Source organism: Ornithinimicrobium sp. (assembly GCF_051004135.1).
Classification (GTDB): domain Bacteria; phylum Actinomycetota; class Actinomycetes; order Actinomycetales; family Dermatophilaceae; genus Ornithinicoccus.
This window is the reverse complement of sequence record NZ_JBPCKQ010000069.1, coordinates 1-16,596: the sequence shown is the minus strand read 5'-3', so window position 1 is coordinate 16,596 and position 16,596 is coordinate 1. Positions and strand designations below refer to the sequence as shown.

Here is a 16,596-nt window from a genome sequence, read left to right as displayed (position 1 = left end):
GGGCGCCTCGGGCAGCGTGTGCAGCGGGTATCCGCTCTCCAGCATCAGTCTCGCTTCCAGCCCCGCAGTGGTGCCCAGGACCGTGATGTTTGTGTCACCGTCGCGACGGTGCAGGCAGTCCGCGGTGGCCAGCAGCGGGTTGACGGGGCTGGCGGACCCCCCGCCGGCCAGCACAACCGACGGCGCGGAGCGCTCGCGCATCAGCGCCTCCTTCGACCTGCTGCGGGCAGTGCCGCCAGGGTGCGGCGCAGTCTCGAGGGCCGCCCGGCCAACGCCGCGGCGCAGCCTGGGGTCGAGCGCGCCATCGCCAGCAGCAGCCCGATCGCCAACAGCGCTGCAAGCAGTGCGGAGCCGCCGCTGGAGACCAGGGGCAGCGGGACACCCACGATCGGGAGCATGCCGATGACCGAGCCGATGTTGAGGCACGCCTGCGCGAGCAGCCAGACGGTGGTGCCGGCGGCCGCCAGGCGCACGAACGGGTCGGTGCTGCTCATGATCACCCGGTAGCCGGCATACGCGAGCACACCGAAGAGCAACAGCACGGTCAACGTGCCGGGCAGGCCGAGCTCTTCGCCGATGATGGCCAGGATGAAGTCGTTGTGCGGCTCGGGCAGCAGCGACCACTTCTCCCGGCTCGCGCCCAGCCCGACCCCCCACCAGCCACCGTCGGCAAGGGCGTACTGGGCGTGCACCTTCTGGAAGCAGCCAGCCACCTGCGGGTTGGTGCAGGCGTCGCCGAGCCAGGTCTCGATGCGCTGCATCCGGTTGCTGCTGCCCACCGCAAGGAAGGCTGCACCGGCCGCGACCAACATGCCGACCAGGACGAACCAGCGCACCGGCAGACCGGCGACGAAGAGCATCCCCGCGACGATGGCGGTCATGATCATCGCCGTCCCCAGGTCGTGGCCGGCGACGACGAGACCGATCAGCAGCGCCGCCCCAGGCAGCACGAAGGGCACGAGCGCGTGCACGATCCTGCCGATGACCTTGCGCTTGCGGGCCAGCACCGCCGCGCCGAAGACGACCAGGGCGAGCTTGCCGAACTCCGAGGGCTGCAGGCTTCGGCCACCCACGGCGATCCAGTTGCGGTTGCCCTGGACCTCGAAGCCCAGGGGCGAGAACACGGCGGCCTGCATCAGCAACGCCAGCACCAGGCCGGGCAACGCGAGCCGCTTCCACCACCGCACGGGCAGCCGTGCGGCCCCGACCGCCAGGACCACGCCGGCCACGGCGTAGAGCAGCTGCTCTACGAAGACGCCGTAGGAGTTGCCGGTCTCGACATAGGCTCGCACGCTGGAGGCGGACAGCACCATGACCAGCCCGATCGACACCAGCGCCGTGGCGCTGGTCAGCACGAGGTAGTAGGGCGCCACCGGCGAGCGGAGCCACTGCGCTGCCGCGGTGAGCGCCCCACCTCGCCCAAGGGCAGCGGCATCCGCCGCGGCCGATCCCCGGGAGGCCGCTGATGCGGTCTGCTGCGGTGCAGGACCGGACGCTCGGGGGCGCAGCGTCGCAGTGCCACCCCGACGGGTGGTGGTGCTCACGTGCTCTCCCGGTCTGCGCGCCGCTGCACCGCGGCGCTGAAACAGAGACCGCGCGCCCGGTAGTCCTCGAACATGTCCAACGAGGCGGCGGCCGGCGCGAGCAGCACGGCGTCGCCGGGCCGGGCCAGCTCGAGCGCCGCGTCCACGACGTCGTCCATCACCCGGTCCAGGGTCGTCGCTGCGTCGGAGGGTGCCATGGTCCCAGTCTCGGGGGCGAGCACCTCCCGGACCGGCACCTGGGGCGCGTGTCGGGCCAGCGCCGCCGCGATCAGCGACCGGTCGACTCCCAGCAGCACCACTGCGCGCAGCCGCGGGCCGGCCTCGCGGACCAGCTCCTCGACGTCCGCACCCTTGAGCTGACCACCGGCGACCCAGACGACATCCGGGTAGGCCTGCAGCGAGGCGGCCGCAGCATGGGGGTTGGTCGCCTTGGAGTCGTTGACGAAGCGCACCCCCCGGATCGAGGCCACCTCGGTGATCCGATGCTCAGGGGGGATGAAGGCACGCATCCCGTCGCGCACGGCCACGGGGGGCACCCCGGCCGCACGGGCCAGCGCGGCCGCGGCCAGGGCGTCGGCCACCAGGTGCGGCGCCGGAGTGCCGGAGGGGTGCAGGTCGCTCAGCGTCCCCAGCTCAGCAGCCGACGTGGCCCGCTCGGCGACGAAGGCACGGTCCGCGACGATCCCGTCGACCACCCCCACCATCGAGCGTCCGGGGACCCCGGTGGTGAAGCCGATCGCCCGACAGCCCTGGACCACCTCGGCGTCGATCACCATCTGCTCGGTCTGAGCATCCTGCACGTTGTAGACGCAGGCCACCAGGGTGCGCTCATAGATCCGCGCCTTGGCCGCGGCGTAGTCGGCCGCCGAACCGTGCCAGTCGAGGTGGTCGGGAGCCAGGTTGAGCACGCAGGAGGCCAGTGCCGACAGGCTGTGGCTGTAGTGCAGCTGGAAGCTGGACAGCTCGACGGCCAGGACGTCGTAGGGCTCGGGGTGCAGCACGGCCTCCAGGACGGGTGTGCCGACGTTGCCCGCCGCGACCGCCCGCAGGCCCGCAGCGCCCAGCATCGCTTCGAGCAGCTGCACGGTCGTGGTCTTGCCGTTGGTGCCGGTCACCGTCAACCACGGTGCCGCGCCGGTCTCCGCCCGCATTCGCCAGGCGAGCTCGACCTCCCCCCAGACGGGTATGCCGCGGCGCCGGGCTCCGGCAAGCACCGGGTGGCCCGGTCGCCAGCCCGGTGAGGTGACTACGAGGTCGGTGTCGACCAGGTCTGCCGGCCACGCGGTCACGTGCTCGGGGCCGCGGCGCACCTGCGCGCCCAGGATGTCCAGGATCTTGGCGCGCCCCTCGCCGGCGCCGCCGGACGCGCTGCCCTCGTCGAGCACGGTCACCACTGCCCCGCGCTCGACCAGTGCGTCGGCTGCCGCGAAGCCGCTGACCCCGAGACCGGTCACCACGACACGCAGACCGGCCCAGTCGGCGTCGCGATGGGTCAGTCCGTCCAGTCTCACAGCTGGGCCACCCACTCGGCATAGAACAGGCCGAGTCCGAGCGAGACACACAGCCCGGCGATGATCCAGAAGCGGATCACGATGGTCACCTCGGCCCAGCCGAGCAGCTCGAAGTGGTGCTGCAACGGAGCCATCCGGAACACTCGCTGCCCGGTCATCTTGAAGGACCCGACCTGGATGATGACCGACAGGGTGATGAGCACGAAGAGCCCGCCCAGGATGGCCATCAGCAGCTGCGTATGGGTCACGATCGCCAGCCCGGCCAGCGCCCCGCCGAGGGCCAGCGAGCCGGTGTCACCCATGAAGATCTTGGCCGGTGAGGCGTTCCACCACAAGAAGCCGAAGGCAGCCCCGGCGACGGCGGAGGCCACCACTGCGACGTCCAGGGCATCTCGCACGTCGTAACAGTTGGGACCGGGGCTGAGCTGGCAGCTCTGGTTGTACTGCCAGATCCCGATCAGCACGTAGGAGCCGAACACCATGACGCTGGCACCGGTCGCCAGCCCGTCCAGGCCGTCGGTGAGGTTCACCCCGTTGCTCGCACCGGCGATCATCACGTTGGCCCACAGCACGAACAGGATGAGCCCACCCACCGTCCCCGCGGCCGCGAAGTCGATCCGGGTGTCCCGCACGAACGACACCGCCGTGCTCGCCGGAGTCCGGAAACCGTCGGTCGGGAACTCCAGGGCCAGCACGGCGAAGACGACCGCGACCGAGGTCTGGCCGATCAGCTTCTCCCAGGACCGCAGCCCCAGGCTGCGCTGCTTGGAGATCTTGATGTAGTCGTCGAGGAAGCCGACCACGCCGAGACCGGCCATCAGGAACAGCACCAGCAACGCGCTGATGGTCAGTCTGCTCCCGCCGATGTCGAACCACCCGAGCAGGCCGACGACCCAGAGCACCAGATGGGCGACGAAGTAGCCGGACAAGGTGGCGGCGATGATGATGGCGCCACCCATGGTGGGAGTGCCGCGCTTCGTATGGTGACTGGTGGGCCCGTCGTCGCGGATGAACTGGCCGTAACCGCGGCGCACCAGCAGCCGGATGAACAGCGGGGTCCCGAACAGCGCGACCACCATCGCGGTCGCGGCCGAGAGCAGGACGTTGATCATGTCGGGGGCATGGCGTGCGCCAGCGTGTCCCCCAGGTGTCGCAGCCCGGAGTCGCGGCTCGACTTCAGCAGCACCACGTCACCGGGGCGCAGCAGGTCGGTGAGCAGGGTCTGCGCCGTCGCGACGTCGGGCACGACCTGCGCGGCGTCGGGGCGCCCGCCTGCCGCCACGAACCCCTCGGCGGCGGGCTCGGCGGCGCCGACGGCCAGCAGCCGGTCGATGCCCAGGCTCGCCGCCTGCTCTCCCACCAGACGGTGCTCGGCCTCGCTGCCTGCGCCGAGCTCGAGCATCTCGCCCACGACCATCGCTCTGCGCCCGGCCCCCGTCATCGCCGCCAGGGCATGCAGGGCCGCCCGCATCGACTCCGGGTTGGCGTTGTAGGCGTCGTTGACCACCGTGACCCCGTCCGGGCGCTCGGTCACCTGCATCCGCCACCGGGACCTCGGGATGGCCTCACCCAGAGCGTTGGCGATGTCGGGCAGGCTCATCCCCCACTCCTTCGCCACGGCCGCCACGGCCAGCGCATTGGCGACGTGGTGTCGTCCGTGCAGGGCCAGGCGGACGGGCACCGGCTCGCTGCCCACCGCCACGAGGGTGAAGGCAGGGCGCCCCAGGGCATCCAGCTGCACCTGCTCGGCCCGCACCTGCGCCTGCGGCCCGGTGCCGACCAGCACCACCCGGGCCGAGGTCTGCTCGGCCATCGCGGCGACCCGGTGGTCGTCGGCGTTGAGCACGGCGAGTCCGTGCTCCGGCAGGGCGCGGACCAGCTCGGCCTTGGCGTGCGCGATCGCCTCCTGCGAGCCGAACTCGCTCAGGTGCGCGGTGCCGACGTTGAGCACCACGCCTATCTCCGGCGGCGCGATGCGGGTGAGGTAGTCGATGTGACCGACCCCGGAGGCCCCCATCTCCGCGACCAGGTATGCGGTGTCTCGCGTCAACCGGCAGACGGTCAGCGGCACCCCGACCTCGGAGTTGTAGGACTCGACCGGCGCCAGGGTGGGCCCCAACCGGCTGACCACCTGGGCCATCAGGTCCTTGCTGGAGGTCTTGCCGGAGGAGCCGGTGATCCCGGCGATGTGCAGCCCGTCGGCGGCGGTGCACCGGTCGACCACCTCCCGACCGAGTGCGGCGAAGGCGTCCTGCACGTCGTCGACGACCACCGCAGGCAGGTCGCCGACGACGCGGGCGGTCAGTGCGGCCACAGCCCCTGCGTCCGCGGCCGCATCCACGAAGTCGTGTCCGTCGGCGTGCTTTCCGCGGCGAGCGACGTAGAGGCTGCCGGGTCCGCACTCACGGGAGTCGGTGTATACCCCGCTCTCCACGAGGACGTCGCCGGCCTGCTCGGGCAGCACCCGCCCGGAGGTCACCGCAGCCACGTCGCGCAGCGACAGAGGGATCACTCATCGGGCCTTTCGTCGGAGACGGCGACATCACCCAGGGTCACACCCTGGTCCTCACCCGGGGCCTGCTGCTGCGGGTCGTAGGTGAGGGCGATCTCCGGGATCGACCCGCCGCTGGGCGGCACACCCTGACGCTGCAGTGCGTAGCGCATCACGTCGGCGAACACCGGTCCGGAGATGGTGCCACCGTACTTGCTGATCCGGGTGGGCCGCTGCACGGTCACCGCAACGACATACTTCGGTGTCTCTGCGGGCGCGAAGCCGACGAAGGAGGCGGTCACTCCCTTGTAGCGCCCGAGGTCGGGGTCGAAGCGGTCGGCGGTGCTGGTCTTGCCCGCAACGTGGTACCCGTCGACCGCGGCCGTGGGGGCCGTGCCCTCGTCGGTGGGCACGTGCATCAGGATGTCGGTCAGCGTCTGCGTGGTGTCCTCGCGCAGCAGGCGCTCACTCGCGGCAGGGGGCGTGGCGGTGTAGACCCCCTGCTGGTCGGTGACCCCCTCGATGACGGACGGTGGCAGGTGGACCCCGCCGTTGGCCACGGTCTGGTAGACGCCGAGCTGCTGCAGCGGGTTGGTGGACAGGCCCTGACCGAACATCATCGTGAACTTGCTGGTGCGGCTCCAGGTCTTGGGCTCCGGGACCACACCGGCCGACTCGCCGGGCAGTCCCAGCCCGGACACCTCGCCGAGGCCGAAGCTGCGCAGGTAGTCGTAGAACACCTGGTCATCGAGCTTCTCGCCATACATGATCGTGCCCATGTTGCTGGACGTGGCCAGCACCCCGGCGAAGGTGAGGTAGGGGGTCTCCGGGTCGTGCGCGTCGCGGAAGGTGGTGCCGGCCCGGGGCAGCCGGTTGGGCACGACGAAGGGGGTGTCCTGGGTCATGATCCCCTCCTCCAGCGCCGCCGCGGCCGTGATCAGCTTGCTGGTCGACCCCGGCTCGTAGACGTCCTCGATGATCGGGTTGCGCATGCCGTCGGCGGTCTGGGTGGCCTCGGCGGGGTCGAAGGAGGGATAGCCGGCGGCCGCCACGAGCTTGCCGGTGCTCACCTCCTGCACCAGCACGTAGCCGCTGAGGCCGCCGGCCTCCTTGACCCGCTGCTCGATCGCGTCGTAGGCATACCACTGCAGATCCGAGTCGATCGTGAGCCGCACGCTCTCCCCCGCGACGGGTGGGCTCTCGACGGACAGTGCCGTGGTGATGACCTCGCCGTTGCCCCCGATCTCGAAGGAGCGCTCCCCCGGCCGACCGGTGAGTATGTCGTCGCGGGTCAGCTCGACGCCGCCCGCGGGCTGACCCCCGGTGCCCAGCCAGCCCAGCAGCGGAGCGTGCGACTCGCCCATGGGGTAGAACCGCCGGTGGTGGTCCTCGGCAGTGATGCCCGGGATGTCCAGGGCCCTGATCTGCTGCCACCGCTGCGGTGAGACGTCCTTGAGCAGGTACCCCCACCGCCCCGTCGTGGACTGGATGATCGAGGCCAGGCGAGCCGGGTCCTCACCGGTCACCTCGCCGATGTCCGCGGCGGCGGCCGCGATGCCTCGCGAGCCCTGTGCCGGGTCGGCGCACTCGGCGGAGGTCAAGGTGTAGCAGCGCACGTTGACCGGGTCGACCGCGACATGGACCTTGGCTACGTCCAGGGCGAGGCGCTGGTCGTTGACGTCGGTGATGGTCCCGCGATCGGCCGGGATGATCACCTGGCGCAGCCGGTCGTCGATCGCCGCGGCCGAGACGGTGGCGGCGTCCAGCCCCTGGAGTCGCACCAGCTGGGCGGCGAACAGGCTGAAGATCATCAGCACGCAGACCAGGAACACCCGGGACCGTCGACCGGGATGGGCGATGCCCCCGTGCAGTCTGGTCGAGCCCGCCCTGCGCCCCACTGCTCAGCCTCCTGCTCGTCCGTCCTGGGTGCCGATCGACATCGGCGCCCCCCCGCGGGCCGGAGGTGGCATCTCCACGGTAAACGTGCGGCCCGCCTCGGTCCCGGCTGCCACGCCGAGCACCCGGGCGTCGGACAGACGCAGCACGGCGGTCGAGGGTGAGGGCACCATGCCCAGCTCACCCGCCTTGGCTGCCAGACTCTCGGGGGCCTGGCTGCTGGCCAGCTCTCCTTGCAGCGACACCTCGCGAGTGCTGAGCTCGGTGGTGGTGCGCTGCAGGCTGCCCAGCTCGAAGGACCCCTCGGCGCGAGCCGTGTTGAGCACCAGCATCATCAGCAGGCCGGCGACCACCAGTGCTGCGCACAGCAGGCCGTAGCCCATGTGCGTGGCCGGCAACGGCGCCGAGTCGACGATCCGCAGCCGCGGCCGGGGGGGTGCAGAGACCTCGGCGACGCGCCGTGGGTTGGGCCGGGCGGTGGCGGTCATCTGGCTCATCGGGTGCTCTTCCTGACGGGACGGCTGGGGCGGATGCGTTCGGCGGCGCGCAGCCGAACGGAGGCGGCGCGGGAGTTGTCCTGGGTCTCGGCCGGAGAGGCCTTCTCGGCGCCGCGGGTGAGCAGGCGCAGCCACGGCTGGTGTTCGGGCAGCTCGACCGGCAGCCCTGCAGGGGTCGACCCGGTCGCGGCCGAGGCGAGAGTGGTCTTGGTGATCCGGTCCTCGAGGGAGTGGTAGGACAGCACCGCGATCCGGCCGGCCACCGCGAGCCGGTCCAGGGCCGCCGGCAGGGCGGATGCCCAGACCGACAGCTCGCGGTTGACCTCGATGCGCAGCGCCTGGAAGGTTCGCTTGGCCGGGTGGCCCCCGGTGCGCTGCGAGCGGGCAGGGATGCTGGCCTGCAGCACCTCGACCAGTTGCGCAGAGGTCTCGAACGGGCGCCGCGCCCGTTCGGCGACCAGCGCCCGGGCGACCCGGCGCGCGAAGCGCTCCTCCCCGTAGTCCCGCAGGATCCGCTCCAGGTCGGCCGCGTCATAGGTGTTGAGCACCTCGGCAGCGGTGCTGCCATCACTTTGGTCCATCCGCATGTCCAGCGGCACGTCGTCCCGGTAGGCAAAGCCTCGATCCGGGTCGTCCAGCTGCAAAGAGGAGACCCCCAGGTCGAACAGCAGCCCGTCGACCGTCTCGATCCCCAGCCCGTCCAGCACCTCGGGCAGCTCGTCGTAGACCGCGTGCACCGCGTCGATGCGGTCGCGCTGCGGGACCAGCCGGGCGGCTGCGTGCTCCAGCGCATCGTGGTCCCGGTCCAGTGCCACCAGCCGGGCCTGCGGACAGGCCCTCAACAGCGCCTGGGCGTGGCCTCCCATCCCCAAGGTGGCGTCCACGACCACCGCCCCTGGCTGTTGCAGAGCGGGCGCCAGCAGCTCCACCACGCGGTCGCGCAGGACCGGCACGTGTCGTGCGGGACCACGGTCGGCCATGGCTCCTGTCCTCCTCGATGCTGGGTGCTGGGTGCTGGATGCTGGATGCTGGTCTCGTGGCGGTGCCGGGTCCGGTCCGGTGCCTGGTCCCCCACGCTCGCCTCGGTCTGCCCCCCGGCGCCGGGGAAGAGGCGCAGGGACGAGGACCGACTGTGCGGGCCCGGCACCGGGGAAGAGGCGCCGGGAACGTGGACGAGCGGGAGGGGCCAGGCACCGGATTGGTGCGGGTGGGGTGTGGGGCGTCTACAGCAAGCCGGGGACAACCTCCTCGGACTGGTCGGAGAAGCGTTGTTCGGTCTGCTCCAGGTATGCCGTCCAGGCGCCGGTGTCCCAGACCTCCAACCGGGCGCCGGCCCCAATGACCGTGCACTCGTGGGACAGCCCGGCATACTCGCGCAACGTGGCGGGGATGGTCACCCGCCCCTGCTTGTCGGGGATCTCGTCGGAGGCTCCGGAGAGGAAGACGCGCTGGTAGTCGCGGACGGCGCGGTTGCTGGTCGGGGTCGCCTGCATCGAGGTCGCGATGCGCTCGAACTCACTCATCGGGAAGACATAGAGGCAACGCTCCTGGCCCCGGGTGACGACCAGCCCTCCGGCCAGCCGCTCGCGGAACTTGGCTGGCAGGAACATCCGCCCCTTGTCATCGAGTCGCGGGGTGTGCGTGCCGAGGAACATCGTCTCGCACCCCTTCCGGTCCGCTTGCCGTCGCTCATGCTTCTCCCGTGCGCCCCACGATACTCCACTTTACCCCACAGTCAACGTGAAAAACTCCTGGTTTCGAACGTTCGAGATCCAACGTTGCAGGTCAAACACTGTGGGGCAGGGTGGGGCTCGCGCCTCCACCTATGCCCCAAAAGGCAGGTGTCAGGCGCGGCCGAGGAGTCACCGACGAGCACCGTCACCCTGAGACCGGGTTGTGGCGCTGTCGGACCGAGCCCCTCGGCATACTCTGGTGGGGGGTCGTGGGGATCCCTTGACCGTCCCCGGAGAAGATGAGGCAGGATCGACTCATGTCAGTCAGCACCGCCGAACCCCTCGACCTGGACGCCGTCCGCACCGTCGCCACGGGTGTGCACGAGGCGATCTCCACCGTCATCGAGGGCAAGGACGAGGCGGTCCGCACCGCCGTGACCGTGCTGCTGGCCGAGGGGCACCTGCTGCTGGAGGACGTCCCGGGGGTCGGCAAGACCATGCTCGCCAAGGCCATGGCCAAGGCGATCGACTGCGACGTCAGCCGGGTGCAGTTCACTCCCGACCTGCTGCCGAGCGACATCAGCGGCGTCAACGTCTTCAACCAGGACACCCGCAGCTTTGAGTTCCGCCGCGGCGCGGTCTTCGCCAACGTCGTCGTGGGTGACGAGATCAACCGCGCCTCCCCCAAGACCCAGTCCGCGCTGCTGGAGGCCATGGAGGAGGGCCAGGTCACCGTCGACGGCACCAGTCACCAGCTGCCCCGTCCCTTCATCGTCATGGCAACCCAGAACCCGATCGAGATGGAGGGCACCTACCCGTTGCCAGAGGCCCAGCGGGACCGGTTCATGGCCCGGATCTCACTGGGCTACCCCTCGTCGGCCGCCGAGCTGGAGATGCTGGCCTCGCACGGCGAGCGCGATCCCCTCTCCGAGCTGCGCCCGGTGACCACCGGCGCCGCGGTGCGCGCCCAGATCCAGGCCATCCGGCGGCTGCACTCCGCGCCGGCGCTGCGCCGATACGTCGTGGACCTGGTCGGCGCGACCCGGGAGCACAGCCTGCTCAAGCTGGGCGCCTCTCCTCGCGCCGCGCTGCACCTGCTGCGAGCCTCCCGGTCACACGCCGCGTTGGCGGGGCGCGACCATGTGCTGCCAGAGGACGTCCAGGCCCTCGCGGGGGCCGTGCTGACCCACCGGCTGATGCCCACCAGCGAGGCCCAGCTCTCCCGGACCTCCGCAGCCGACATCCTCACCGAGATCGTGCGACGCACGCCGGTGCCCGCCGGGCCATGAAGCCGCTGGAGATCCTGACCACCCGGGGCCAGGTCTTCGCGTGGCTGGGTCTGGTCGCCACCCTGGCCGGCATGGTGCTGGGCTACCCGGACGTGACCCGGATCGGGCTGCTGGTGCTCGTGCTGCCGCTGTGTGCACTCGTGCTCACCCGGCGCCGGTCCCCCACGCTGGCGGTGCGGCGCCTGGTCACGCCGGGCCGGCTGCAGCCCGACCAGCGTGCCCTGGTCGAGGCCCGTTTCGTCAACGTCGGACGCAAGACCTCGGCGATGTACCTGGCCGAGGAGCATGTCGACGTGCACCTGGGGGACCGGCCCCGCTTCCTGCTGCCCAGGATGGAGCCGCAGGAGGAGCGCACGGTGCGCTACCCCATCCGCAGCGCCCACCGGGGCGCCTACCTGCTCGGTCCGCTCGGGCTGCGGCAACGCGACCCGTTCGGGTTGACCTACCTCGCCGTGCGGCTGTCCAGCACCACCGAGGTCCTGGTGCTGCCGCGGGTCCACGACCTGGGCGAGACACGGTTGCGTCCGCATGCGCGCGGCAGCGAGGGCGAACAGCCGCAGATGGTGGCGCTGCACGGCGAGGACGACGTCAGCATCCGCAACTACCGCGACGGCGACGAGCTGCGCCGGGTGCACTGGCCGGCCACTGCGCACCGGGGCGAGCTGATGGTGCGCCAGGAGGACCGGCCCTCGCGCCGGCGGGCGGTGCTGCTGCTGGACGGCAGACGCAGCGCGCACGGCGAGGGTCGCAGCGCCTCGTTCGAGTACGCCGTGTCAGCTCTCGCCTCGGTGGCAAGGACCCTGCTGCTGGACCGGTATGTCGTGCACCTGCTCACCGCCCAGACCGTGCGTGACGGCACCGCCGCGCACCCCGTGGAGATCGACTCCCTCCTCGACCTGCTGGCCCGCGCGGTGACCGAGCAGGATGTGCAGCTGGAGCCGCTGGCCAGTGCCGCCCACTCCTTCACCGCCGGTGGCGTGCTGGCCGTGGCAGCGATCGTGGCGCACGACGCCGAGGAGCTGCGCCATCTCGCAAGCATCCGCGAGCACGGGGCGCGGGCGAGCGCGTTCGTCCTGGACCGGCGCTCCTTCGCCGGCGTCGACCCTGACGTGGACCAGGGCGCGTGGGCCCCGAAGGCCGCTGCCGAGCCGACGGGGCCGCCACCGCCAGAGCCGGCGCCGGTCGCACCCGGGAAGTCCGGGATCCTCACCGACGCCGGGTGGCAGGTCGCGGCCTGCACACCGCATACCCCCATTCCCCTGGCCTGGGCCACCTTGCAGGCCCGCTCGAACGCCAGGATGGTCTCGTGAAGCTCGAGCGCGGCCTGTGGCCAGAAGCGCTGGTGGCGGCGCTGGCCAGCCTCTCCGTCGCCTGGCCGTTGACCACCCTGCTGCAGGCGCAGAGCTGGCTGGCTCCGGCCATCGTGCTCGTCGCAGCGGTGGCCACCACCGGCGGCGTGCTGCGCACGGTGCGTGCGGCCCCGTCGGTGGTCTCCCTCGGCCAGCTGGCTGTCGGCGGTCTCGGCATCGCTGCCGTCTACCTCCCGCAGACCCTCTGGTACGGCGTGCCCACCCCCACCACCGTGCGAGGTGCCGCGGAGCTGCTGCGTGAGGCCGGCACGGTCCTGAGCACGTATGCTGCGCCCGCCCCCACGACGACCGGGGTGTCGTTCCTGGTCGTGGCCGTGCTGGTCCTCACCGCCACCTCCGTCGACACGATCGGGGTGACCGGGCGGTCTCCCGCCGTGGCCGGGATCCCGTTGGCAGCCGCCTTCCTGGTCTCGGTGTCCAACAGTGGCGAGGCGATGCAGCCGTGGTTCTTCGCCGCCACCGGTGCGACGTGGATGCTCATGGTGGTGCAGCAGGGCGAGCGGCTCGTGGAGTCGTGGCCCTCCCGCGGACGCCGGGAGTTCGTCGCCGGTGACGACGTCTCGCACGGCCGCACGGGGCACCGCTCGAGCGCCCGGCTGCTGGGGGTCGCCACCTTGGCCCTCGCACTGCTCGGCGCGGGGCTGCTGCCGCACCTGCCCCCCACCTACTTCGCGCAGGGACTGGCCCGCAACCCGGACGCCAACGACCTCGGCGGGGGCGGTGGCGAGGTCAGCTTCGTGGAGACGATGGACCCGGCCGCCGACCTACGCAGCCAGTCGACCGCCACGGTGCTGCGCTACACCTCCAGCGCGCGAGCACTCGAGCCCCTCAAGGTCACGGCGACGGAGGTCTACCAGGACGGCGAGTGGCAGCCTCCGCAGCGCCGGCGCAGCGAGCTCATCGACCCACCGACCCGAGCCGCCGACCCCGTGAGTGAGCTGGCTCCCGGGGTGGTGACCCGGGGCGAGACGATCCGGGTCGCCGTCAACTCGCTGCGACCACCGCACCTGGCCGCCCCCGCGCCGTTGACCTCACTGGACACCGAGGGCGCACCGTGGCTCTTCGACACCCGAGCCGGAGTGGCCCAGCTCAGCGGACGGCCTGTGGCGGACTACACCGCCGGCTACCTGAGCCTGGCCCCGGTCGACGAAATGCCCGCCGACGTGGGCGCCCGCCCCGCGACGCCGGAGCTGATGCGGCCCGAGCTGCTCGATGTCCCCGAAGCGGCGCTGCCGGCGGTGCAGGCCCGAGCGGCGCAGGTCGTCGGCGAGCAGACCGAGCCGCTGCAGCAGGCCATCGCCATCCAGAACCACCTGCGCGGCGGGGACTACGTCTACTCGCTGGAGCTGGCGGATGCCCGGCCCGACGTGGTCGACGAGCCGATCAGCCAGTTCCTGGCCAGCGGGCAGGGCTACTGCGTGCAGTTCGCCACGGCGATGGTGATGATGGCCCGGTCCGAGGGCATCCCCGCCCGGATGGCGGTGGGCTTCCTGCCCGGCGAGCTGCAGGGGGGCTCCCAGCGCAGGGTCGTCGCAGCCGATGCGCACACGTGGCCCGAGCTGTGGCTGGAGGGGTTGGGGTGGACGCGCTTCGAGCCGACCCCGGGCACCCGAACCGGTCCCGCCCCGGGCTTCACCCGCTCGTTCCAGGATCCGGGGGCCCAGTTCCCGGCTCCCCAGGCGGTGCCCGAGGTCGACGTCGAGGAGCCCGCCCCGCAGGAGCCGCCGGCGCAGGACAGCACGCTGCAGCAGGTGCTCACCCGGGCCGGCCTGGTGCTCCTTGCGCTGGTCGTCGTCGGCCTGCTGATGCTGCTCGTGCCGCTGGCCGGTCGACGGTTCCGCGAGCGTGAGGTGCGCACGGCCCGCACGGCCCGGGAGCAGGTCGAAGCGCAGTGGCTGCTGCTGACCCGGTCCCTTTCCGACCTCGGGGTGCCCCCGGCCCCGCCGCAGAGCCCCCGGGCGATGAGGTCGCACTACGCCGAGCACACCGAGTTGGACCGTCGAGGGCATGAGGCGCTGGGACGGGTGACGCAGACCTTGGAGCGCACCCGCTACGCCGGACCGGGTCGGACCGGCCCCGCGAGCGCACCCCACTTGAACGGGGACGTGCGCACCGTCATCGATCGCGTGCGAGAGTCTTCGTCCGGCACGGTCCGGGCCCGGGCGCGCTGGCTACCCCGCACCGGGTGGCACGGCCTCCGCTCGATCATCACCCGCCGCTGAGGCTCAGTCGAGGTAGTCGCGCAGCACCTGGGAGCGCGACGGGTGCCGCAGCTTGCTCATGGTCTTGGACTCTATCTGCCGGATGCGCTCGCGGGTGACGCCGTAGACCTTGCCGATCTCGTCGAGCGTCTTGGGCTGGCCGTCGGAGAGGCCGAAGCGCATCGACACCACGCCGGCCTCGCGCTCGGACAGCGTGTCCAGCACCGAGTGCAGCTGCTCCTGCAGCAGGGTGAACGACACCGCATCGGCGGGCACGACCGCCTCGGAGTCCTCGATGAGGTCACCGAACTCGCTGTCGCCGTCCTCGCCGAGCGGGGTGTGCAAGGAGATCGGCTCCCGGCCGTACTTCTGCACCTCGACGACCTTCTCAGGGGTCATGTCGAGCTCTGCGGCCAGCTCCTCGGGGCTGGGCTCCCGGCCCAGGTCCTGCAGCATCTGGCGCTGGACGCGGGCCAGCTTGTTGATGACCTCGACCATGTGCACCGGGATGCGGATGGTCCGGGCCTGGTCGGCCATCGCCCGGGTGATGGCCTGCCGGATCCACCAAGTGGCGTAGGTCGAGAACTTGTAGCCCTTGGTGTAGTCGAACTTCTCGACCGCGCGGATGAGACCCAGGTTGCCCTCCTGGATGAGGTCCAGGAAGAGCATGCCCCGCCCGGTGTAGCGCTTGGCCAGCGAGACCACCAGGCGCAGGTTGGCCTCCAGCAGGTGATTCTTGGCGTTCTTGCCGTCCTGGGCGATCCACCAGAGCTCCCGCTTGAGCTTGGCCTCGACCTTCTCACCGGAGCCGAGCCGCTCCTCGGCGAACAGGCCTGCCTCGATGCGCTTGGCGAGCTCGACCTCCTGCTCGGCGTTGAGCAGCGCGACCTTGCCGATCTGCTTGAGGTAGTCCTTGACGGGGTCCGCGGTGGCACCGGCCGTGACAACCTGCTGGGCGGGCGCGTCCTCGTCGTCGGCCGAGGAGAGCACGAAGCTGTCCTGCGAACCGTCTCCGGCGCTCTTGGCCTGGGCGGGAGTCTTGGCGCCGACCGTCTGCTCCTCGCTGCGCGCCCGGGCCGCCTCGGCCTCGTCGAGGTCGTCCAGATCCTGCTCAGCGGCCCCCTCGCCTGGTGTCTCGCCGCCGCCGGCCTGTGCCTTGGCGGCGCGGTTGCCCGTGGTCTTGGCGGACGTGCCGTCCGCGGCGGTCTCGGTCGGGCCGGCAGCCTTGGCGGCGGTGCGGGTGCGGCCCCCGGCCGCTGCCGAGGTCGCGGCTGGCTTGGACGCCGGCTTGGCCGGTGTCTTGCGCCTGGTCTTGCGGGCAGGCTTCTTCTTCGGTGGCTCGGCGCTCTCTTCGGCCCCGGCGGTGCTCGTGGTCGAGTCCGGATCGGCGACCGGCGCCGGTCCCGGTGCGGCCTTGGCCGTAGCGGACGATGTGGCAGCCGACTGCCCCCGTGTCGACTTCGCGGCCGCTGCGCGCTTGGTGGGAGCCCGCTTGGCGGGGGTCCGCTTGGCGGGGGTCCGCTTGGTGCCCCGCGGCGAGGCGGGCAGCTCGGAGGTGTCGTCCTCGCGCACCTCGATGGCGTTGTCGTGGAAGGTGCGCAAGACCTTGGTCTGCCCCTTCTTGGGCAACTCTGCGGTCTCCAGAGCGTGCCTGACCTCGGCCAACATCAGAAATCCTCGGTCCTTGCCCTCAGCGAACAGCTGCCGGAGCGTGGGGTCGGAGAACTCCTGAGGCAAGTCGGCGGGCGGGCTGGAGGCGTCGGACGTGGCGGTCGAGGATGTCACGGGTGGCACCTACTACTTTCTGCGGCAGCTCTGCTCTGTCGCGGGCTTGGGTCGCGCGTTCAGGGGCGCACCGAGCCGACCCGGTTCGGGTCTTGGAACCGGGTCCATCGGGGCTCGGGGATGCGTCGTGACGGCGGAGAGGTCATCGAGTCAGGCCCTGACCGGACGGCGCACCTCCATTATAAACACCGCCACTGCGCAACACCGCCCCTCGACGTGCCTCGCATACTTTGAGCGCGTGGTGCTGGTTGGTGCCTCACGTACTTTGAGCGCGAAACGCTCCCGGTGGGGGCAGGCTTGCCTGGTATGGAAGGCAAGATCGACATGGCCGCACGACGA

Annotated in this window: 13 protein-coding genes; 3 read left to right on the top strand and 10 right to left on the bottom strand. The window is 71.4% G+C overall.

Annotation, left to right across the window (positions count from 1 at the left end; all coding sequences use genetic code 11):
• From ACR2FV_RS03925 to mraZ, 9 genes are all read right to left on the bottom strand, one after another.
• Nucleotides 1-201 (bottom strand): glycosyltransferase (locus ACR2FV_RS03925; protein ID WP_434014395.1); only part of this gene is annotated, 201 nt, incomplete at its 3' end.
• Nucleotides 201-1,544, bottom strand: a complete 1,344-nt coding sequence (gene ftsW / locus ACR2FV_RS03920; protein WP_434014394.1) for a putative lipid II flippase FtsW — start codon at nt 1,542-1,544, stop codon at nt 201-203. The genes ftsW and ACR2FV_RS03925, both read right to left, overlap by 1 nt.
• Nucleotides 1,541-3,055: a UDP-N-acetylmuramoyl-L-alanine--D-glutamate ligase gene (gene murD, locus ACR2FV_RS03915; RefSeq protein WP_434014393.1), complete on the bottom strand. Its 1,515-nt coding sequence runs from the start codon at nt 3,053-3,055 to the stop codon at nt 1,541-1,543. Before murD ends, ftsW begins: the two co-directional genes overlap by 4 nt.
• A complete protein-coding gene (mraY, locus tag ACR2FV_RS03910) occupies nt 3,052-4,167 on the bottom strand; it encodes a phospho-N-acetylmuramoyl-pentapeptide-transferase (RefSeq protein ID WP_434014392.1) in 1,116 nt (371 codons plus the stop codon). Before mraY ends, murD begins: the two co-directional genes overlap by 4 nt.
• Complete coding sequence (locus tag ACR2FV_RS03905) at nt 4,164-5,567, bottom strand: UDP-N-acetylmuramoyl-tripeptide--D-alanyl-D-alanine ligase (RefSeq protein ID WP_434014391.1); 1,404 nt, start codon at nt 5,565-5,567, stop codon at nt 4,164-4,166. The genes mraY and ACR2FV_RS03905 overlap by 4 nt, the downstream gene beginning before the upstream one ends.
• The gene (locus ACR2FV_RS03900; RefSeq protein ID WP_434014390.1) at nt 5,564-7,444 is read right to left on the bottom strand and encodes a peptidoglycan D,D-transpeptidase FtsI family protein; all 1,881 of its coding nucleotides are present in this window, start codon (nt 7,442-7,444) and stop codon (nt 5,564-5,566) included. The genes ACR2FV_RS03905 and ACR2FV_RS03900 overlap by 4 nt, the downstream gene beginning before the upstream one ends.
• 3 nt (nt 7,445-7,447) lie before the next feature.
• Nucleotides 7,448-7,939, bottom strand: a complete 492-nt coding sequence (locus ACR2FV_RS03895) for a hypothetical protein (RefSeq protein WP_434014389.1) — start codon at nt 7,937-7,939, stop codon at nt 7,448-7,450.
• Nucleotides 7,936-8,919 carry a 16S rRNA (cytosine(1402)-N(4))-methyltransferase RsmH gene (gene rsmH / locus ACR2FV_RS03890; protein WP_434014388.1) on the bottom strand — a complete coding sequence of 328 codons (984 nt, stop codon included), beginning with the start codon at nt 8,917-8,919 and terminating at the stop codon, nt 7,936-7,938. The genes ACR2FV_RS03895 and rsmH overlap by 4 nt, the downstream gene beginning before the upstream one ends.
• Nucleotides 8,920-9,162: 243 nt before the next feature.
• Nucleotides 9,163-9,594 carry a division/cell wall cluster transcriptional repressor MraZ gene (gene mraZ / locus ACR2FV_RS03885; protein WP_434014387.1) on the bottom strand — a complete coding sequence of 144 codons (432 nt, stop codon included), beginning with the start codon at nt 9,592-9,594 and terminating at the stop codon, nt 9,163-9,165.
• Nucleotides 9,595-9,929: 335 nt separating this feature from the next.
• On the opposite strand from mraZ, the gene ACR2FV_RS03880 reads away from it, so the two are divergent.
• From ACR2FV_RS03880 to ACR2FV_RS03870, 3 genes are read left to right on the top strand one after another with little or no spacing between them, the layout of a single operon-like run.
• Nucleotides 9,930-10,901 carry an AAA family ATPase gene (locus ACR2FV_RS03880; protein ID WP_434014386.1) on the top strand — a complete coding sequence of 324 codons (972 nt, stop codon included), beginning with the start codon at nt 9,930-9,932 and terminating at the stop codon, nt 10,899-10,901.
• On the top strand, nt 10,898-12,211 hold the full coding sequence (locus ACR2FV_RS03875) for a DUF58 domain-containing protein (RefSeq protein WP_434014385.1): 1,314 nt from the start codon (nt 10,898-10,900) through the stop codon (nt 12,209-12,211). The genes ACR2FV_RS03880 and ACR2FV_RS03875 overlap by 4 nt, the downstream gene beginning before the upstream one ends.
• On the top strand, nt 12,208-14,493 hold the full coding sequence (locus ACR2FV_RS03870) for a transglutaminaseTgpA domain-containing protein (RefSeq protein ID WP_434014384.1): 2,286 nt from the start codon (nt 12,208-12,210) through the stop codon (nt 14,491-14,493). The genes ACR2FV_RS03875 and ACR2FV_RS03870 overlap by 4 nt, the downstream gene beginning before the upstream one ends.
• 3 nt (nt 14,494-14,496) lie before the next feature.
• Here the strand turns inward: ACR2FV_RS03870 and ACR2FV_RS03865 are convergent, their stop codons facing one another.
• Nucleotides 14,497-16,257 carry an RNA polymerase sigma factor gene (locus ACR2FV_RS03865; RefSeq protein WP_434014383.1) on the bottom strand — a complete coding sequence of 587 codons (1,761 nt, stop codon included), beginning with the start codon at nt 16,255-16,257 and terminating at the stop codon, nt 14,497-14,499.
• Between the last annotated feature and the right edge of the window lie 339 nt (nt 16,258-16,596).